This window comes from Thauera sedimentorum (assembly GCF_014489115.1).
Taxonomy (GTDB): domain Bacteria; phylum Pseudomonadota; class Gammaproteobacteria; order Burkholderiales; family Rhodocyclaceae; genus Pseudothauera; species Pseudothauera sedimentorum.
Genome location: NZ_JACTAH010000002.1, coordinates 1,340,515 through 1,358,733, shown reverse-complemented (window position 1 = coordinate 1,358,733; position 18,219 = coordinate 1,340,515). Strand labels below are relative to the sequence as shown.

The 18,219-nt window shown below is 69.1% G+C and carries 18 protein-coding genes; 13 read left to right on the top strand and 5 right to left on the bottom strand.

What is annotated here, in order from left to right; translation table 11 throughout:
- Positions 1 to 38: 38 nt before the first annotated feature.
- The 12 genes from IAI53_RS16185 to IAI53_RS16130 all read left to right on the top strand — a co-directional run bounded on the left by IAI53_RS16185 (position 39) and on the right by IAI53_RS16130 (position 11,530).
- Complete coding sequence (locus tag IAI53_RS16185; RefSeq protein WP_187719170.1) at positions 39 to 1,217, top strand: cation diffusion facilitator family transporter; 1,179 nt, start codon at positions 39 to 41, stop codon at positions 1,215 to 1,217.
- A 177-nt stretch (positions 1,218 to 1,394) separates the two neighbouring features.
- Positions 1,395 to 2,804, top strand: coding sequence for a type I glutamate--ammonia ligase (gene glnA, locus IAI53_RS16180; protein WP_187719169.1), 1,410 nt, complete (start codon positions 1,395 to 1,397; stop codon positions 2,802 to 2,804).
- A 140-nt stretch (positions 2,805 to 2,944) separates the two neighbouring features.
- Complete coding sequence (locus IAI53_RS16175) at positions 2,945 to 3,409, top strand: DUF4124 domain-containing protein (protein WP_225433335.1); 465 nt, start codon at positions 2,945 to 2,947, stop codon at positions 3,407 to 3,409.
- A 59-nt stretch (positions 3,410 to 3,468) separates the two neighbouring features.
- Positions 3,469 to 4,539, top strand: coding sequence for a nitrogen regulation protein NR(II) (gene glnL, locus IAI53_RS16170; RefSeq protein ID WP_187719167.1), 1,071 nt, complete (start codon positions 3,469 to 3,471; stop codon positions 4,537 to 4,539).
- A gap of 43 nt (positions 4,540 to 4,582) precedes the next feature.
- A complete protein-coding gene (gene ntrC, locus IAI53_RS16165) occupies positions 4,583 to 6,007 on the top strand; it encodes a nitrogen regulation protein NR(I) (protein WP_187719166.1) in 1,425 nt (474 codons plus the stop codon).
- 80 nt (positions 6,008 to 6,087) lie between these two features.
- Positions 6,088 to 6,924, top strand: a complete 837-nt coding sequence (locus IAI53_RS16160; protein ID WP_187719165.1) for a biotin--[acetyl-CoA-carboxylase] ligase — start codon at positions 6,088 to 6,090, stop codon at positions 6,922 to 6,924.
- Positions 6,921 to 7,667, top strand: coding sequence for a type III pantothenate kinase (locus tag IAI53_RS16155; protein WP_187719164.1), 747 nt, complete (start codon positions 6,921 to 6,923; stop codon positions 7,665 to 7,667). The genes IAI53_RS16160 and IAI53_RS16155 overlap by 4 nt, the downstream gene beginning before the upstream one ends.
- 71 nt (positions 7,668 to 7,738) lie before the next feature.
- Positions 7,739 to 9,106: a TrpB-like pyridoxal phosphate-dependent enzyme gene (locus tag IAI53_RS16150; RefSeq protein WP_187719163.1), complete on the top strand. Its 1,368-nt coding sequence runs from the start codon at positions 7,739 to 7,741 to the stop codon at positions 9,104 to 9,106.
- 32 nt (positions 9,107 to 9,138) lie between these two features.
- Positions 9,139 to 9,882 (top strand): SPOR domain-containing protein, encoded by a 744-nt coding sequence (locus tag IAI53_RS16145; protein WP_187719162.1) that lies wholly within the window; start codon positions 9,139 to 9,141, stop codon positions 9,880 to 9,882.
- Positions 9,879 to 10,490 (top strand): dephospho-CoA kinase, encoded by a 612-nt coding sequence (gene coaE / locus IAI53_RS16140; protein ID WP_187719161.1) that lies wholly within the window; start codon positions 9,879 to 9,881, stop codon positions 10,488 to 10,490. The genes IAI53_RS16145 and coaE overlap by 4 nt, the downstream gene beginning before the upstream one ends.
- Positions 10,491 to 10,569: 79 nt before the next feature.
- A complete protein-coding gene (gene zapD, locus IAI53_RS16135) occupies positions 10,570 to 11,325 on the top strand; it encodes a cell division protein ZapD (RefSeq protein WP_187719160.1) in 756 nt (251 codons plus the stop codon).
- A gap of 10 nt (positions 11,326 to 11,335) precedes the next feature.
- A complete protein-coding gene (locus IAI53_RS16130) occupies positions 11,336 to 11,530 on the top strand; it encodes a DNA gyrase inhibitor YacG (protein WP_187719159.1) in 195 nt (64 codons plus the stop codon).
- Between the two features lie 129 nt (positions 11,531 to 11,659).
- Here the strand turns inward: IAI53_RS16130 and IAI53_RS16125 are convergent, their stop codons facing one another.
- Positions 11,660 to 12,598 carry a Nudix family hydrolase gene (locus tag IAI53_RS16125; RefSeq protein ID WP_187719158.1) on the bottom strand — a complete coding sequence of 313 codons (939 nt, stop codon included), beginning with the start codon at positions 12,596 to 12,598 and terminating at the stop codon, positions 11,660 to 11,662.
- Between the two features lie 4 nt (positions 12,599 to 12,602).
- Positions 12,603 to 13,475, bottom strand: coding sequence for an ATP-binding protein (locus IAI53_RS16120; RefSeq protein WP_187719476.1), 873 nt, complete (start codon positions 13,473 to 13,475; stop codon positions 12,603 to 12,605).
- 245 nt (positions 13,476 to 13,720) lie between these two features.
- On the opposite strand from IAI53_RS16120, the gene mltA reads away from it, so the two are divergent.
- The gene (mltA, locus tag IAI53_RS16115; RefSeq protein ID WP_432813926.1) at positions 13,721 to 14,971 is read left to right on the top strand and encodes a murein transglycosylase A; all 1,251 of its coding nucleotides are present in this window, start codon (positions 13,721 to 13,723) and stop codon (positions 14,969 to 14,971) included.
- Between the two features lie 55 nt (positions 14,972 to 15,026).
- Here the strand turns inward: mltA and IAI53_RS16110 are convergent, their stop codons facing one another.
- Genes IAI53_RS16110 through hemL form a run of 3 tightly spaced genes read right to left on the bottom strand, consistent with a single transcriptional unit; the run spans position 15,027 to position 18,214 of the window.
- Positions 15,027 to 15,743, bottom strand: a complete 717-nt coding sequence (locus tag IAI53_RS16110) for a DsbC family protein (protein ID WP_187719156.1) — start codon at positions 15,741 to 15,743, stop codon at positions 15,027 to 15,029.
- 15 nt (positions 15,744 to 15,758) lie between these two features.
- A complete protein-coding gene (locus IAI53_RS16105) occupies positions 15,759 to 16,931 on the bottom strand; it encodes a UbiH/UbiF family hydroxylase (protein ID WP_187719155.1) in 1,173 nt (390 codons plus the stop codon).
- Positions 16,928 to 18,214 carry a glutamate-1-semialdehyde 2,1-aminomutase gene (hemL, locus tag IAI53_RS16100; RefSeq protein WP_187719154.1) on the bottom strand — a complete coding sequence of 429 codons (1,287 nt, stop codon included), beginning with the start codon at positions 18,212 to 18,214 and terminating at the stop codon, positions 16,928 to 16,930. Before hemL ends, IAI53_RS16105 begins: the two co-directional genes overlap by 4 nt.
- Between the last annotated feature and the right edge of the window lie 5 nt (positions 18,215 to 18,219).

Here is an 18,219-nt window from a genome sequence, read left to right as displayed (position 1 = left end):
CGAACTGCAAAGTATACCCCCGCCGACCGCGCCACGACATGCCCTCCACCGACTCGCACACCCTTCCGCCCCGCGCCGCGCCGGGCAACGCCGAACGCGGCGCCGCCATCCAGAAAGTCACCCTGGTGGCCATCCTCACCAATGCCACGCTCGCCATCGGTCAGGTGATCGTCGGCCTGTTCGCCAACGCCTTCAGCCTGGTGGCCGACGCCACCCACACCCTGTCCGACCTGGTCACCGACATCATGGTGCTGCTCGCCGCGCGCAGCGGCGCCGAACCGGCCGACAAGAACCACCCCTACGGCCACGGGCGCATCGAAACCGTCGCTTCGCTGGCGCTGGGCGTGGTGCTGCTCGGCGTCGGCCTGGGCTTCCTGTGGAGTTCCGGCCTCCGCCTGCAGAGCACCGGCCAGCTCCCCGCCCTCCATCCGGCGGCGCTGGTCATGGCCATCTTCACCCTCGCCGCGAAGGAGGGCCTGTTCCGCTTCACGCTGCGCGCGGCGCGCCGCCTGAAGGCGCCGGTGCTCGAGGCGAATGCCTGGCATGCGCGCTCTGATGCGGCGTCCTCGCTGGTGGTGGCCGCGGGCATCGGCGGCAGCCTGGCCGGCTACACCTTTCTCGAGCCGCTGGCCGCGGCGGTGGTCGGCTTCCTGATCGCGCACATGGGGGTGCGCCTGGCCTGGCGGGCGGTGCGCGAGCTGATCGACACCGGCCTGCCCGAGGAAGAACTCGACCGCCTGCGGACCACCATCTCCGAAACCCCGGGCGTCGCAGGCCTGCACGACCTGCGCACCCGGCGCATGGCCGACAAGGTCCTGTGCGACGCCCATGTCCGCGTCGACCCGCGCATCACCGTCTCCGAAGGCCATCGCGTCTCCGACGCGGTGTACTTCCGCGTGCGCGCCGCCCATCCGGACGTCCAGGAGGTGCTGGTGCACATCGACGCCGAGGACGACGGCGACCTGCAGGTCGTTCCGCCCGGTCCGCTGCCCGGACGCCAGCAGGTCGCAGAACTGGTGCGCGAGATCATCGGCGCAGATGGACCGGCTCCGCTGCGGGTGCAGATCCACTATCTCGGCGATCGCCTGGAGGTCGAAGTGCTCTTGCCCGCATGCCCGCGATCGGATCTCGATGCACTCAAACGGCGCGCGACAGACCGTATCGACCAGGACCCGATCTACCGCAGCATCGACTTCTATACCCGCATCGCACCATAAGAGGGCGCACCCATCGCGCACAGCACCGTCTTGGTGCATCTCTGCCGACCCGCTGTGCAAATTGCCCTTGTGGCACAATGCTGAACGGCCCCGAAACGCATGGCACGGATACTGCTTTATTGCGCCGCAACGGAGTGACCGTTACCCGAATTTCGCCTCATCTCACCAGGAGTGAATATGAACGCTCAAGACGTCATGAAGATGATCCAGGAAAACGAAGTCCGCTTCGTTGACCTGCGCTTTACCGACACTCGCGGCAAGGAGCAGCACGTCGGCCTGCCGGTGTCGGCCTTCGAAGAGGAGCACTTCGAGCAAGGCCACCCGTTCGACGGTTCGTCGATCGCCGGCTGGAAGGGTATCCAGGCTTCCGACATGATCCTGATGCCGGACGCAGCCTCCGCCTACATCGACCCCTTCTTCGACGAAACCACCCTGGTGCTGACCTGCGACGTGGTTGAGCCGTCCGACGGCAAGGGCTATGACCGCGACCCGCGCTCGATCGCCAAGCGCGCCGAGGCCTACCTGAAGAGCACCGGCATCGGCGACACCGCCTTCTTCGGTCCCGAGCCCGAATTCTTCATCTTCGACGCGGTCGAGTGGTCGGTCGACATGTCCGGCGTGATGAGCAAGATCATCTCCGAAGAGGCCGCCTGGTCCACCGCCGACAAGTTCGAAGGCGGCAACACCGGCCACCGTCCGAAGGTCAAGGGCGGCTACTTCCCGGTTCCGCCGGTCGACAGCCTCAACGACATCCGCGCCGCCATGTGCCTGGCGCTGGAAGCCGCCGGCATCCCGGTCGAGGTGCACCACCACGAAGTGGCCAACGCCGGCCAGTGCGAGATCGGCACCAAGTTCAGCACCCTGACCAAGCGCGCCGACTGGACCCAGACGCTGAAGTACATCGTGCACAACGTCGCCCACCAGTACGGCAAGACCGCCACCTTCATGCCCAAGCCCATCGTCGGCGACAACGGCTCCGGCATGCACGTGCACCAGTCGATCTGGAAGGACGGCCAGAACCTGTTCGCGGGCAACGGCTATGCCGGCCTGTCCGAGACCGCGCTGTACTACATCGGCGGCATCATCAAGCACGCCAAGGCGCTGAACGCGATCACCAACCCGGCGACCAACTCGTACAAGCGCCTGGTGCCGCACTACGAAGCCCCGATCAAGCTGGCCTACTCCGCCCGCAACCGCTCGGCCTCGATCCGCATCCCCTACGTCGCCAACCCGAAGGGCCGTCGTATCGAGTCGCGCTTCCCGGATCCGGCTGCCAACCCCTACCTGTGCTTCGCCGCGCTGCTGATGGCGGGCCTGGACGGCATCCAGAACAAGATCCACCCGGGCGACCCGGCCGACAAGAACCTCTACGACCTGCCGCCGGAAGAAGACGCGCTGATCCCGACCGTGTGCTTCAGCCTGGACCAGGCCCTGGCCGAGCTGGACAAGGATCGTGAGTTCCTGACCCGCGGCGGCGTGTTCTCCAATGACTTCATCGATGCCTTCATCGAGCTGAAGTCCGAGGAAGTGAACCGCCTGCGCGTGACCACCCACCCGGTGGAATTCGACATGTACTACAGCCTGTAATCCGGGCTTCGGCAGTCGCCAGAAAGGGACGGGCATTGCCCGTCCCTTTTTTATCGGGTCTAATCGTCCGACCGGCTCGCAGAACCTCTGCCACAAAGCCGGAGTCATAATCGATCCGATTCGACCGGATGAAAACACCGATGCACAGACTGCTCCTGCTGCTCACCCTCCTTGCCGGTTCGGCACACGCGCAGGTCTACAAGTGCGTGGATGAGGAAGGGCGCGTCACCTATACCAACGACCGGACCATCGCCAAGGGCTGCACGCAGCTGTCGCAGGACCAGCCGGTGTCCACGATCCCTGCGCCCGCGGCCCGTCCGAGCCCGGCGCCGTCCGCCGCGCCGCAGAACTTTCCGCGGGTGAGCCCCGACGCGCAGCGCGAGCGCGACCAGTCGCGCCGCCAGATTCTCGAGAAGGAACTCGCGCAGGAGGAATCCGCGCTGGCCGAGGCGCAGAAGGCGCTGGCCGACCAGGAAGCCGTGCGCTACGGCAACGAGCGCAACTACCAGCGCGTGCTCGACCGCCTTGCGCCATTCAAGGAAAAGGTCGAGCAGCACCAGCGCAACGTCGATGCGCTGAAGCGCGAGCTGCGCGAGCTGAGGTAATCCGGTCGCTCTGGCGCGCGTCTTGCTAAGCAGTTCCACGGCAAACTCCGACCGCGCCCATGACCCGACACACGCACACCCTCACCACCGCCGGCCCCTTTGCCGGACTTGATCTGCTCTCCTCGGCCGTCGTGCTGGTCGACGCCGAACTGATCATCCGCTATCTCAATCCGGGCGCGGAAAACCTCTTCGCGATCAGCCAGCGCAAGCTGCTCGGGCAGCCGCTGGCCCGCCTGCTCGGCGATCCGCCTGGCCTCGCGGCCGCGCTGCACAACGCCCTGCACAACAGCTGGAGCTACACCGGGCAGGATCTGCGCATCCAGCGTCCCGGCAGCGAAGCGCTGCACCTGGACTGCACGGTCAGCCCGATCGAGGCGGAAGGCGTCAGCCTGCTGCTCGAGTTCCGCCCGATCGATGCCCAGTTGCGCGTGGCGCGCGAGGAGCAACTGCTCCAGCAGCAACAGGCCAACCGCGAGCTGATCCGCAACCTCGCGCACGAGATCAAGAACCCGCTGGGCGGCATCCGCGGCTCGGCCCAATTGCTCGAACGCGAGCTCACCGACCCGCTGCTGCGCGAGTACACCGAGGTCATCATCGCCGAGGCCGACCGCCTGCAGGACCTGATGAACCGCCTGCTGACCTCGCACTGCATGATGCGCCCGGGGCAGCTCAACATCCACGACGTGCTCGAGCGTGTGCGCCGGCTGATCCTCGCCGAATTCCCGGAACTGTCGGTGCGCCGCGACTACGACACCAGCCTGCCGGAACTGACCGCCGACCGCGAGCAGCTCATCCAGGCCATCCTCAACATCGTGCGCAACGCCGCCCAGGCCCTGGGCGGGCACGGCGAGATCCGCCTGCGCACCCGGGTGGCCCGCCAGGTCACCCTGGCCAAGCGCCGTTTCAAGCTGGCACTGGAATTGCAAGTGATCGACAACGGCCCCGGCATCCCGGAAGAGATCTGCGACAAGATCTTCTATCCGCTGGTCTCGGGGCGGGAAGGCGGAAGCGGGTTGGGCCTGTCGCTGGCCCAGAGCTTCATCGAGCAGCACCAGGGAATGATCGAAGTGGAAAGCCGCCCCGGGCGGACCTGCTTCACGATCCTGCTGCCAATCACCGAGCGCTCCTGACCGGAAAGGCCGGCAGTGCTCGCACCAGAATAGTGCATAGCTCATGAATACAGTCTGGATCGTTGACGACGACCGTTCCATCCGCTGGGTGCTGGAAAAGGCGCTCGGGCGCGAGGACATCCCCCACCGCAGCTTCACCTCGGCGAGCGAAGCGCTGCTCGCGCTGGAGGACGAAGCCCAGCCGCCCAAGGTGCTGGTGTCCGACATCCGCATGCCGGGCGAGTCGGGCCTGGACCTGCTGCAGAAGGTCAAGGCCCGCCACCCGCAGTTGCCGGTGATCATCATGACCGCCTATTCCGACCTGGAGAGTGCGGTCGCGGCCTTCCAGGGCGGCGCCTTCGAATACCTGCCCAAGCCTTTCGACGTCGATCAGGCGGTCGCACTCGTCCGACGAGCGATCGACCAGAGCGCGCACCAAGTCGGTGCAGACCTGGATACCTCCCTGGCGCCGGAGATCCTCGGCCAGGCGCCGTCGATGCAGGAGGTCTTCCGCGCCATCGGCCGGCTCTCCCAGTCGCACGCCACGGTCCTGATCAACGGCGAATCGGGCACCGGCAAGGAACTCGTGGCGCGTGCGCTGCACCGTCACAGCCCGCGGCGCGATGCGCCCTTCATCGCCATCAACACCGCCGCCATTCCACGTGACCTGCTCGAATCCGAACTGTTCGGCCATGAACGCGGTGCCTTCACCGGCGCGGCCACCCAGCGCCGCGGGCGCTTCGAGCAGGCCGAAGGCGGCACCCTGTTCCTCGACGAAATCGGCGACATGCCGCCGGAACTGCAGACCCGCCTGCTGCGCGTGCTCTCGGACGGCCACTTCTACCGCGTCGGCGGCCACCAGCCGATCAAGGCCAATGTGCGGGTGATCGCCGCCACCCACCAGAACCTGGAAGACCGGGTGCGCCAGGGCCTTTTCCGCGAGGATCTGTTCCACCGCCTCAACGTCATCCGCCTGCGCCTGCCGGCACTGCGCGAGCGCCGCGAGGACATTCCCATCCTGGTGCGCCACTTCCTGCAGCGCAGCGCCCAGGATCTGGGCGTGGAGCCCAAGCGCATCTCGGAGGCCGCGCTCAAGTACCTGCAGGCTCTGCCCTTCCAGGGCAACGTCCGCCAGCTGGAGAACCTCTGCCACTGGCTCACCGTCATGGCACCCGGCCAGACCGTGGAAGTCGCCGATCTGCCGCCCGAGATGCGCGACCAGCCCAACATCGAAACTCCGGTGAGCTGGACCGACGCCCTCGGCGTCGAGGCCGACCGCCTGATCGCCACCCACCCCAACGAGGTCTTCGACCGCCTCACCCGCGAGTTCGAACGCACGCTGATCCGCCGCGCGCTCGCCGCCACCGGCGGCCGGCGCATAGACGCCGCGCAGCTGCTGGGCATCGGGCGCAACACCATCACCCGCAAGATCCAGGAGCTGGGCATGGACGACGACCGTGGTGGCGAGGAGAGCGAGTCCGCGGGCTGAGCCGCAGTTCGGCGCGCACCACGCTCGTGCATGTCCGGGCAATGACGGATAATGCGGGCTCCCCAAGCCCCGTTTCCGTCATGACCGGCACCACCCCGCCCTTCGCCCCGCTCCACTCTCCGCCCGGCCTTGCGCTCGACCCGGCCCTGACCCTCGCCGCCCTCGGCCACCGCGCCGGCGCGTTCGCCCTGCGCGTGGTCGACGAATGCGCTTCGACCAACTCCGAGCTGGTCGACCACCCCCCCGCGGACGACGGCCGCATCCACGTCCTGGCTGCCGAACGGCAGACCGCGGGACGCGGCCGGCGCGGACGCCAGTGGCAGTCCTGGCCCGGCGCCAGCCTGACCTTTTCCGCGTTGTGGCGCTTTGCTCCCGGCAGCCCGGTGCCGGCCGGCCTCTCGCTGGTGGCGGGACTGGCGCTCGCCCGCGCGCTGGAGAAGCTCGGCGTCCAGGGCCTGCAACTCAAGTGGCCCAACGACGTGCTGGTGCACGGCGAGAAGCTTGCCGGCATCCTGGTCGAGTTGCTGCCCGGCCGAGGACGCACCCCGGCCGCGGTGATCGGTATCGGCGTCAACCTGCAACTGCCCGCCGACGCCCACATTCCCGACCAGCCCGGCGTCACCGACCTCTCCGCCCACGGCAGCCCACTGCCCGATCGCGCCACCCTGCTCGGCCTGCTGCTGGCCGAACTGCACGACCTCTTCGAGCTCTACGCCACCGCGGGCTTCGCCGCCCTGCGCGGCGCGTGGCAGCAGCGCAACGCCTTTGCCGATCTGCCGGTGCGCATCAGCGGCGAGGGCGGCGAACTCACCGGCCTGTGCGCCGGCGTGGACGAGGACGGCGCCCTGCTGATACGCGGCGAGGCGGGCCTGAGCCGCGTGCTGTCGGGCGAAGTCTCGCTGCGGGCGGCCGGATGATGCTGCTGCTGGACGCGGGCAACACCCGCATCAAGTGGAGCGTGACCGACAGCGGCGCCGAACCGGGAGCCTGGCTGGCCGAAGGCGGCTTCGAGCACGCCGAAGCGGCCGCGGCCCTGCCCGCAGTGCTGGCCGCCCACCCCGGCATCGACCGCGTACTGGGCGCCAACGTGGCCGGCCCGGCGGTGCGCGCCCTGCTCGAAGCGCCCCTGGCGGCAGCCGGCCTGCCGGTCGAATGGCTCACGGTCACCGCCGCCCGCGCCGGGGTGCGCAATGCCTACACCGTTCCCGGCCAGCTCGGCGCCGACCGCTGGGCCGCACTGATCGGCGCTCGCCGCCTGCATCGCGGCCCTTGCCTGGTGGTCTGTGCCGGCACTGCCACCACCGCCGACCTGCTCGACGCCGACGGCCTGTTCCGCGGCGGCATCATCCTGCCCGGCGTGGACCTGATGCTGCGCGCGCTGGCCGGCAACACCGCCCAGCTGCCGCTCGCCGACGGCCACTTCCGCGACACGCCGCGCAGCACGGTGGATGCCATCGTCAGCGGTTGCCTGCACGCCCAGGCCGGCGCGGTGGAGCGCATGTTCGCGCAGATTTCCGGCCAACCCGGGGCGCTGTGCCTGCTCTCCGGCGGCGCCGCGGGACGCTTCGCCGAGCTGCTCGAGCTACCGCTGCGGCGCATCGACAATCTGGTGCTGATCGGCCTCGCCACCCTCGCCCCCGGCGCCCCCGGCCAGGCGTGATGGGCTAATATTCGCCAACATCCGAACGGCGGGGGCCCGAGCCACCCGCCCCGCATATCAAGGGAGATAGCATGACCGACGCAACGCGCATCCTGCTCGACGAGAACGAGATTCCCACCCACTGGTACAACGTGGTGGCCGACATGGCCAATCCGCCGGCCCCGCCGCTGGGGCCCGACGGCAACCCGGCCACGCCCGAGCAGATGGGCGCGATCTTCCCCGGCGCCATCCTCGAACAGGAGATGAGCGCCGAACGCTGGATCGCCATTCCCGAGGAAGTGCGCGAGATCTACAAGATCTGGCGCCCCGCCCCGCTGATGCGTGCGGTGCGTCTGGAGCGTGCGCTGGGCACCCCGGCAAAGATCTTCTTCAAGTACGAAGGCGTCTCCCCGGCCGGTTCGCACAAGCCCAACTCGGCGGTGCCGCAGGCCTTCTACAACAAGCAGGCCGGCATCAAGCGGCTGACCACCGAGACCGGCGCCGGCCAGTGGGGCTCGTCCATTTCCTTCGCCGGACAGATGTTCGGCATGGAAGTGCGGGTCTACATGGTCAAGGTAAGCTACCACCAGAAACCCTACCGCCGCCTGATGATGCAGACTTGGGGTGCCGAGGTGTTCGCCAGCCCCTCCGACATGACCCAGACCGGCCGCGACGTGCTGGCGCGCGACCCGGACAACCAGGGCTCGCTCGGCCTGGCCATCTCGGAAGCGGTGGAAGAGGCCGCCGGGCGCGCCGACACCAACTACACCCTGGGCTCGGTGCTCAACCACGTGCTGCTGCACCAGAGCATCATCGGCCTGGAGGCCAAGAAGCAGTTCGACAAGATCGGCCTCTATCCCGACGTGATCTTCGGCCCCTGCGGCGGCGGCTCCAGCTTCGGCGGCATCGCCTTCCCCTTCCTCGCCGACAAGGCTGCGGGCGACAAGCGCGCCGAGAAGCTGCGCTGCGTGGCGGTGGAGCCGACCTCCTGTCCCACGCTCACCAAGGGCGAGTACGCCTACGACTTCGGCGACGCCTCGGGCTTCACCCCGATGATGAAGATGTACACCCTGGGCCACGACTTCATGCCGCCGGGCATCCACGCCGGCGGCCTGCGCTACCACGGCGATTCGCCGCTGGTCTCGCAGCTCTTCCACGAAGGCCGGATCGAGGCGGTCGCCGTGCCCCAGCTCGCCACCTTCGAGGCCGGCGTGCAGTTCGCCCGTGCCGAAGGCATCATCCCCGCCCCCGAGTCCTGCCACGCGATCCGCGCGGCGATCGACGAGGCGCTCAAGTGCAAGGAGACCGGCGAACCGAAGACCATCCTCTTCAACCTTACCGGCCACGGGCACTTCGACATGAGCTCCTTCGACCGCTACTTCAGCGGCCAGCTGGAGAACTACGACTACCCGGCCGAGGCGGTGGCGGCTTCGCTCGCCCATCTGCCCAAGGTCGGCTGACCCGGGACGCCGCCCGCCCCGCGCCTTTCGCCATGTCCATCCTGCGCCTGCTGTTCATCGTCCTGCTGCTGCTCAACCTGCTCGCCCTGGCCGCGTCCACCGGCCTGCTCGGCGTCAGCGCGCCGCGCGGCGAGCCGGAGCGCTTGACGAACCAGCTCAATCCGGAGCGCATCCGGCTACATGGCGAAGCCTCCGCGCCGCTGGCGGCGGTGCCCGAAGCAGCACCCGTCGAGCAGGCGCCGGCGCCGGCAGCCGATGACGGCGCTGGCGAGACGGGCAATGGAGACGACCCGAGCACCGCCGCCGCGGCGCCGCCCGCCGCCACGGCCACCCGCTGCGTCGCCTTCGACGGCCTCGGCGGCGAAACGGCGGATGCGGTGGTTCGCAACTTCGACACCGCCGAGCTGGCGGTGCAGCGCACCGGGGCGGAGGCGATCACCGGCTGGTGGGTGCGCATTCCGCCCGACGGCACCCGCGAGTACGCCGAACGCAAGGGACGCGAACTGCGCGCGCTCGGCGTCGACGAGTTCTATATCGTCCAGGACTCGGGCCCCAACCAGTACGCTGTGTCGCTCGGCCTGTTCAAGACCGAGGCCGCCGCCACGCAGCACCTGGAACGGCTGCGCAAGTTCGGCGTGCGCAGCGCATCGATCGGCACCCGCAGTACCACCGTGTACCGCGTCGAGGTACGCGGCGCGCAGGCGCTCATCGACGCCCGCATGACCGAGGGCAGCCTGCCGGCGTCAGCCCGTCCGGGCGACTGCGCGCAACCGTGACGCCACGTCCCTACGTGGTCGGGCTGACCGGCGGCATCGGCAGCGGCAAGACCGCAGTAGCCGACGGCCTGGGCCGGCTCGGCGCGGCGCTGGTCGATACCGACCTGATCGCCCATACGCTTACCGCACCCGGCGGGGCGGCCATGGCGGAGATCGAGACCGCCTTCGGCCCCGCGGTGATCGCCGCCGACGGCTCGCTCGACCGCGCCGCGATGCGCGCCCTGGCGTTCTCCGATCCGGCGGCCCGCGGCCGGCTGGAGGCCATTCTCCACCCCCTCATCCGCAGCGAATCCGCCCGCCAGTGCGCGGCCGCACAGGCCCCCTACGTGGTGCTGGTGGTTCCGCTGCTGGTCGAATCCGGCAACTGGCGCGAACGCTGCGACCGCCTGTGCGTGGTCGACTGCCCCGAGTCGCTGCAGATCGAACGGGTTCGCGCACGCAGTGCCCTGCCCGAGGCGCAGATCCGCGCCATCATGGCCGCGCAGGCCAGCCGCGCCGAGCGGCTCGCGGTGGCCGACGACGTCATCGACAACAGCGGCCCGCTCGCCGAACTGACGCCACGGATCGAGGCGCTGCATCGGCGCTACCTCGCCCTCGCCAAGCGATAATGACGTTCAATCGCATGCAAATCGCTGTGCTATTATGGCCCGAACATGCGGAGACGACCCTTCTTGCAGGCCATGCGCGGTGATTAGCTACGAATACCCTCTGAACGAGCGTATCCGAACGCTCCTGCGCCTCGAGGACCTCTACCGCAAGATCGGGCATTTCCTGCGCGGCGACGCTCCGCAGGATCATCACGTCGCGCTGCTCACCCTGTTCGAAGTGCTGGAAGTAGCCAGCCGCGCCGACCTCAAGGTCGATCTGGTGCAGGAACTCGAGCGCCAGCGCCAGATCCTGATGGGCTTCCGCAACAATCCCGAAATTTCCGAAAAAGCGCTGTCCGGCGCGCTCTACGAGATCGAGCAGGCCTCGTCCTCGCTGCTCGCCATGGCCGGCAAGATCGGCCAGTACCTGCGCGAGAACGAATGGCTGATGGGCATCCGCAGCCGTGCCTCGATTCCGGGCGGGGTCTGCCAGTTCGACCTGCCCTCCTACCACTACTGGCTGAACCGCGAGCCGGAACACCGGCGGCGCGACCTGGAAGGCTGGCTCTCGCCGATGACGCCGATCCGCGACGGACTGAGCATCGTGCTGCGCCTGCTGCGCGCCAGCGGCCGCGCCGAAAGCCAGGTCGCACGCTGCGGCACCTACCAGCTCACCATGGGCGGGCGCAGCGCGCAGATGTTGCGCCTGACGCTCAACCACAGCGAAGCGGTGGTGCCCGAGATCAGCGCCAACAAATACGCGCTGAACATCCGTTTCGTGATGCCGGAAACCCTCGCCCGCCCGCGCCTGGCCGAACGCGACGTACCGTTCGAGCTGACTTTCTGCAGCCTGTGAGGGGACGAGGGTGAGCGACAACACGCCACGCACGGTGAAGTGCCCGAGCTGCGGGAAGGCGGTGGAGTGGAAGCCGGAGAGCCGCTACCGCCCGTTCTGCTCCGAGCGCTGCCGGCAGATCGACCTGGGCGCCTGGGCATCCGAGAACTACCGCGTACCGGCCGACGCACCGCCCGACCCCGACGCGGATACCGGCCGCAGCTGAACTGCAGCGAGCCCGTAGGAGCGGCCTTGGCCGCGAGGCGGCGACCGTTTCCTAGTAGGCCGCATCGCAGCCAAGGCCGCTCCTACACGGGGCGCGATAGATCGGAGAAGCGCCCCCCCTGCCCCGCGCTCACGCGGCCCACGCACCACGGATCGCGGCAATTCCATGCGCGCCAGACGCCCGCGCAGCGCTCATGTCGGCCGGCGCCACACCACCCAGCGCCAGCACCGGTATCGACAGTTCCGCGGCCAAGCGGCCAAAGCCGTCCCAGCCCAGCGCCGCCTGTCCGGGGTGGGTCGGCGTTTCGCGCACCGCACCCAGCACCGCATAGTCCAGCTCCAGCGCCGCAGCCCGCTCGAGCTCCGTCCGGCTGTGGCAGGACGCCCCCACCCAGGGAAGATCCGGACGCGCCTCCAGTGCGGCCAACTGCACCGCCCGCAGGTGAACGCCATCCGCCCCGCAGGCACGCGCCAGCGCCTCGTCGCCGTTGATCACCACCAGAGCCCCCGCCGCGTGCGCACGACGCACCACCTCGACGGCGAAGGCGCCGCGTTCGTCCTCATCGAGCAGCGGTTCGCGCACCTGCACCAGGCGCAGGCCGGCGCTCAGTGCCGCGTCCAGCGCCGCAAGCTGGGCTGCGACGCCGATCTCCCCGGCATGGGTGATGCCCATGGCGCGCGGCAGGCGCAAGGCCTTGAGGATGGGGCCGTTGGCCGGCAGCATCGGCGCCACCTTCAGGCGGTCGGCCCACTGCCAGGCGAGCGCACTGTGCACATGGTCGTTCACCTCGCCGGACCAGTCATGCACCTCGAAGAAATGCAGGCGCACATGGGCATGCTCGTAATGGTGCTCGCGCATCAGCCAGGGGTTGAGCGCATGCACCCGGATGCCGAGTTCCTCGTCCAGTTCGCGCACCAGCGCGGCGGCCGGCGTTTCGCCCGGCTCCACCTTGCCGCCGGGAAACTCCCAGTAGCCGGGATAGAAGGTACCGGGCGCGCGCTGGCCGAGCAGGAAGCTGCCATCGGGCCGGGTGATCACCCCCGCCGCCACATCGACGATCTTCTTCATCGCCTCATCCCGCCTGCCGGCCGGCGTAATCGCGGGCGAACTGCCAGGCCACCCGGCCCGAGCGCGAACCGCGCATCAAGGCCCACTGCAGGGCCTCCTGGCGGGCGCGCTCGACCGCCTTGGGCTTGAGGCCGAAGGCACGCAGCCAGTGCGCGACGATCGCGAGGTATTCGTCCTGGTTGAACGGGTAGAAGGACACCCACAGGCCGAAACGCTCCGACAGCGAGATCTTCTCCTCGGTCGCCTCCCCGGGATGGATCTCGCCGTCCACATGCCGGGCCTGCAGGTTTTCGTCGTGGTACTCGGGCATCAGATGGCGACGGTTGGAGGTGGCATACACCAGCACGTTGTCCGGCACCGCCGACACCGAGCCGTCGAGCACGCTCTTGAGCGCCTTGTAGGCGGCCTCGCCCTCCTCGAAGGAGAGGTCGTCGCAGAACAGGATGAAGCGCTCCGGGCGGCCGTCGAGCAGTTCGACGATATCCGGCAGGTCAACCAGCTCGGACTTGTCCACCTCGATCAGGCGCAGCCCCTCGCTCGCGTACTCGGCCAGCACCGCCTTCACCAGCGAGGACTTGCCGGTGCCGCGCGCGCCGGTCAGCAGCACGTTGTTGGCGCGCCGGCCGGCGAGGAACTGGCGGGTGTTGTCGTCGATGCGCTGCTTCTGCTCGTCGATGTCCTGCAGGTCGGCGAGGCGGATCACATGCGGATGGGCCACCGGCTGCAGCCAGGCACGGCCCTGCTTGCGGCGCCAGCGGAAGGCGGTGGAGGCGGACCAGTCCGGGGCCTCCGGGGCGCCTGGAAGGATGGCCTCGAAGCGCGCCAGCACGCGCTCGGCACGTTCGATCAGACTTGAAAGGTCGGCGATACCGGACATCGCCTGCGGTCGGGGATCACTCATCGGTGGTTCGTTCGTCCTGCTTGTTGCGGTCTTTCTTAGGCCAGGTTGCCCAGACGATGATCAGCAGCAGCGCCAGCGCGACGCCGGCTTCGAGAAATATCACCCACATTGCGCAACTCCTGGCTGACCACTTTCCGTCATCCGCCGGCCCGCGCCCGCGGGCGTCGCAGCGGCCGGTATACTGGCAAATCCGCCCCGAGTGTAACCCGAAGCCCTGCTCGATGATCCCACGCTCCACACGACTGCCCGGCCTGCAGGCCGGCGCGCTGATCCTGGCCACACTGCTCGGCGGCTGCGCCACCCGGGCACCGGCGCCAAGCCCCGAACCGCTCGCCTGCCCAAAACCTGCCCCCTGCCCCGCCTGTCCGGTGTGCCCGAAACCCGAAGCACCGCCGGCGACGCTCACCGCGCCCGCGGCGGAGCCGCTGCAGGCGGCCGACTGGTCCGCGCTGGAGGGCTGGCGCGACGACGACCACGCGGCGGCCTGGCCCGCACTGCGCGAGTCGTGCACGGTGCTGGGTTCGCGCCCCGGCTGGCAGGCGGTCTGCACCGCAGCCGCGAGCCTGGGCGAGAAGGTGTCGCCGGCGATCGCCCGGCAGTTCTTCGAGGACCGTTTCCTACCCTGGACGGTGGTCAATCCGGACGGGGGGCGCGAAGGCCTGGTCACCGGCTACTACGAACCGCTGATCAAGGGCAGCCGCGAACGCAGCCAGCGCTACCGCTGGCCGGTGCACGGCGTGCCCGCCGACATGCTGACCATCGACCTGGGCGAACAGTACCCCGAACTGAAGAACATGCGCCTGCGCGGGCGGCTGGAAGGCAATCGCGTCGTGCCCTACTACTCGCGCGGAGAGCTGGAGCAGCGCGGTGCCGGCGTACCCGCCCCGGTACTGCTGTGGGCCGAGGATGCGATCGACCTGTTTTTCCTACAGGTGCAGGGCTCCGGCCGGGTGGAGCTGCCCGACGGCCAGCGCGTGCGCGTCGGCTACGCGGATCACAACGGCCACCCCTACAACTCGATCGGGCGTTGGCTGATCGCCCAGGGCGAGCTGACCCTGGACAAGGCCTCGATGGACGGCATCAAGGCCTGGGCGCGGCGCAACCCGCAGCGCCTGTCGGAGCTGCTCAACGCCAACCCGAGCTACGTGTTCTTCCGCGAACTGCCGCAGACCGGCGGCGGCCCGATCGGCGCGCTGGGCGTGCCGCTCACCGACCAGCGCAGCATCGCGGTGGACCCGCGCAGCATCCCGCTGGGCGCGCCGGTGTTCCTGTCCACCACCTACCCGCTGTCCGACCGCCCGCTGCGCCGGCTGATGCTCGCGCAGGATACCGGCGGGGCAATCAAGGGCGCGGTGCGGGCAGACTTCTTCTGGGGTTTCGGCCCGGAAGCCGGCGCGCGTGCGGGGCGCATGCGCCAGCAGGGCCGCATGTGGGTGCTGCTGCCGCGCGGCATGCAGCCGCCGAAGCCCTGAAAAAACTCGGGGCGCCGCCCGGGCGCCCCGAATCCTGGAAGCTCGCTGCCGCGCCTTACTTGGCCACTGCCGACAGGGCCTTCTCCAGCTCGGTCGCCGGCACATAACCGCCGATACGGCTGCCGTCGGCCAGGAACATGGTCGGCGTGCCGCTGATGCGCAGCTGCTGTCCCAGCGCCACGTTGCGGTCTATCACGCTGCTGTCGCACTTGGCGGCGGGCGGCGTCTTGCCATCGACGATCCAGTCGTTCCAGGCCTGGGCCTGGTCCTTGGCGCACCAGATGTTGCGCGACTTCTCAGTGGAGTCCGGGCTGAGGATGGGGTACAGGAAGGTGTAGGTGGTCAGGTTGTCCATCTTCACCAGTTCCTTGCCCAGGCGCTTGCAGTAGCCGCAGTTCGGGTCCTCGAAGGTCACCAGCACCCGCTTGCCGTCGCCGCGCACCTGCTTGATCGCCTGGTCCAGCGGCAGGATGCCGAAATCGATCGCGGAGAGCTGGTTGAGGCGTTCGCGGGTGACGTCGGCCCGGGTCTTGGCGTCGATGATGCGGCCATCGACGATGAAGCTCGTCTTGGCGTCGGTGTAGATCAGTTCGCCGCTCTTGAGCACCACCTCATAGAGCTCGCCGTAGGGCGTGCGGTTCACGGACTCGACCACCTGGGCGCCGATGAAGGTTTCGATACCCTTCTTCACCGCCTCTTCGGACGCTTGGGCAAGCCCCGCAGTGGCCAAGGCGAGGACGAGGGCGGCGGGGCGCAGCTTGTTGGACAGCATCGAGTTCTCCGGAAATTAGAAACGGCCATTCACCGCGTAGCGGATCAGGGCATTGCGTACGACAGGCAGCGCGTTGGTGAGGTTCAGTCCCACGTTGCGTACTGCCGCGAGTACGGGGTTGCGATTGTTGAACAGGCGATTCAGCGCGTGGGTGGTGTACTGCATCAGCAAAGGCTCCTCGGCCCGTTCGCGCGCATAGCGCCGCAGCACGCCGAGTTCGCCCGGATCGCGCCACTCGGGCAATGCGCCGAGCACACCGGCCAGCGCGCGGGCATCCTGGAAACCCAGGTTGATGCCGTGCCCGGACAGCGGATGGATGGCGTGCGCCGCATCGCCGATCAGCGCCACGCGCGGCGCCACGGTGCGTCCGACGCGCATCAGGCGCAGCGAGAAGCCCTGCGCCGTGGTGACCACTTCGAAGTCGCCCAGCAAGCCGCCGCCGGCTGCCGCGACCCGCTCGCACAGCGCCCCGGCATCGAGCGCGAGCAAGTCCTGCGCCACCGCATCCGGCGCGGACCACACCATGGACATGTGATTGTCGGGCAAGGGCAGCCAGGCAAGGATGCCGTCCTCGCGGAACCACTGGAAGGCGGTGTTGCGATGCGGCCTGCTGCAACGGAAGTTGGCCACCACGCCCATCTCCTCGTAGGGCGTGAAACGCGCCTCGATGCCGGCCTGCTGGCGCACCCAGGAGTTGGCGCCGTCCGCCCCCACCACCAGGCGGGCGCGGATGCTGCGGCCACCGTCCAGGGTCAGCGTGGCGCCACCCTCGTCCAGCACCAGGGACTGCGGCGTTGCGGGGCACAGCAGGGTGACGTTGTGCTGGCGCTTCAGCGTCTCCCACAGTTCGGCCTGCATCAGCCCGGCCTCGAGTATCCAGGCCAGTTCGCCCAGTCCGCTGTCGTAGGCGGAGAAATCCAGCCGGCCGCCGGCGTCGCCGAACACTGCCATGTCATGCACCGGGCACACCCGCGAGGCATCGAGGTGTTGCCACACCCCCAGTTCGCGCAGGAAGGCCGCGTTGGCCGGGCTGATCGCATACACCCGCGCATCCCAGCCGGTCGCACGCAGCGGCGGGCGCGATTCGACCACCGCGATGGACAGCCGGCTGGCGCGCAGCGCCACCGCCAGGCTGGCGCCGGCCAGCCCGCCGCCGACGATCACCAGGTCGAAGGCCTTGCCGTTCATGCAGCCAGTTCCGCGAACACCTTGCGCGCCGCCGCCACGGTATCGGCGATCTCGGCGTCGCCGTGCGCGGCGGAGACGAAGCCGGCCTCGAAGGCCGAGGGTGCGAAGTAGTGGCCGGCGTCCAGCATGGCGTGGAAGAAGCGGTTGAAGCGCTCACGGTCCGAAGCCATGACGTCGGCGAAAGAGCCGGGCACCGCTGCGCTGAAATACACCCCGAACATGCCGCCCACCGCATCCGCGCTGAAGGTGATGCCCGCTTCGCGCGCGGCGGCCGCCAGCCCGTCGACCAGGGCGCGGGTGCGCGCCGCCAGTTGCTCGTAGAAGCCGGGTTCGCGCGTCAGGCGCAGCGAGGCGATGCCCGCGGCCACCGCCACCGGGCTGCCGGAGAGCGTGCCGGCCTGGTACACCGCGCCCAGCGGGGCGACCTTCTCCATGATGTCGCGCCGCCCGCCGAAGGCGCCCACCGGCATGCCGCCGCCGATCACCTTGCCCAGCGTGGTGAGGTCCGGGGTGATGCCGTACAGGCCCTGTACGCCCTGCGGGCCGACGCGGAAGCCGGTCATCACTTCGTCGAAGATCAGCACCGCGCCGTACTCGGTACACAGCCGGCGCAGGCCTTCGAGGAAACCGGGCGCGGGCTTGATCAGGTTCATGTTGCCGGCCACCGGTTCGACGATGATCGCGGCGATCTCGCCACCACGTGCCTTGAAGACCTGCTCGACGCCGTCCAGGTCGTTGTAGTCGAGCACGATGGTGTGCTTGGCGAAGTCCGCCGGCACCCCGCCCGAGGACGGGTTGCCGAAGGTCAGCAGGCCGGAGCCGGCCTTCACCAGCAGGCTGTCGGCGTGGCCGTGGTAGCAGCCCTCGAACTTGACGATCGCGTCGCGCCCGGTGAAGCCGCGCGCCAGGCGAATGGCGCTCATCGTCGCCTCGGTGCCGGAGCTGACCAGGCGCACCATCTCCATCGACGGCAGCAGCTCGCACAGCAGCTCGGCCATGTCGACCTCGGATTCGGTCGGCGCGCCGAAGGACAAGCCCTTCAGCGCCGCCTCGCGCACCGCCTCGACGATGGCCGGGTGCGCATGGCCGGCGATCGCCGGCCCCCAGGAACCGACGTAGTCCACATAGGCCTTGCCGTCCGCATCCCACACCCGCGCGCCCTCCGCGCGCGCCAGGAAGCGCGGCGTGCCGCCCACCGAGCGGAAGGCCCGCACGGGCGAGTTGACGCCGCCGGGGATGGTTCGCTGGGCACGCTGGAAGAGGGCTTCGTTTCGGCTGTTCATGGCGT

Coding starts and splice junctions, on each gene's coding strand:
- IAI53_RS16185 (WP_187719170.1), top strand. CDS start 39: ATGCCCTCCACCGACTCGCACACCCTTCCGCCCCGCGCCGCGCCGGGC.
- glnA (WP_187719169.1), top strand. CDS start 1,395: ATGAACGCTCAAGACGTCATGAAGATGATCCAGGAAAACGAAGTCCGC.
- IAI53_RS16175 (WP_225433335.1), top strand. CDS start 2,945: ATGCACAGACTGCTCCTGCTGCTCACCCTCCTTGCCGGTTCGGCACAC.
- glnL (WP_187719167.1), top strand. CDS start 3,469: ATGACCCGACACACGCACACCCTCACCACCGCCGGCCCCTTTGCCGGA.
- ntrC (WP_187719166.1), top strand. CDS start 4,583: ATGAATACAGTCTGGATCGTTGACGACGACCGTTCCATCCGCTGGGTG.
- IAI53_RS16160 (WP_187719165.1), top strand. CDS start 6,088: ATGACCGGCACCACCCCGCCCTTCGCCCCGCTCCACTCTCCGCCCGGC.
- IAI53_RS16155 (WP_187719164.1), top strand. CDS start 6,921: ATGATGCTGCTGCTGGACGCGGGCAACACCCGCATCAAGTGGAGCGTG.
- IAI53_RS16150 (WP_187719163.1), top strand. CDS start 7,739: ATGACCGACGCAACGCGCATCCTGCTCGACGAGAACGAGATTCCCACC.
- IAI53_RS16145 (WP_187719162.1), top strand. CDS start 9,139: ATGTCCATCCTGCGCCTGCTGTTCATCGTCCTGCTGCTGCTCAACCTG.
- IAI53_RS16125 (WP_187719158.1), bottom strand. CDS start 12,598: ATGAAGAAGATCGTCGATGTGGCGGCGGGGGTGATCACCCGGCCCGAT.
- IAI53_RS16120 (WP_187719476.1), bottom strand. CDS start 13,475: ATGTCCGGTATCGCCGACCTTTCAAGTCTGATCGAACGTGCCGAGCGC.
- mltA (WP_432813926.1), top strand. CDS start 13,721: ATGATCCCACGCTCCACACGACTGCCCGGCCTGCAGGCCGGCGCGCTG.
- IAI53_RS16110 (WP_187719156.1), bottom strand. CDS start 15,743: ATGCTGTCCAACAAGCTGCGCCCCGCCGCCCTCGTCCTCGCCTTGGCC.
- IAI53_RS16105 (WP_187719155.1), bottom strand. CDS start 16,931: ATGAACGGCAAGGCCTTCGACCTGGTGATCGTCGGCGGCGGGCTGGCC.
- hemL (WP_187719154.1), bottom strand. CDS start 18,214: ATGAACAGCCGAAACGAAGCCCTCTTCCAGCGTGCCCAGCGAACCATC.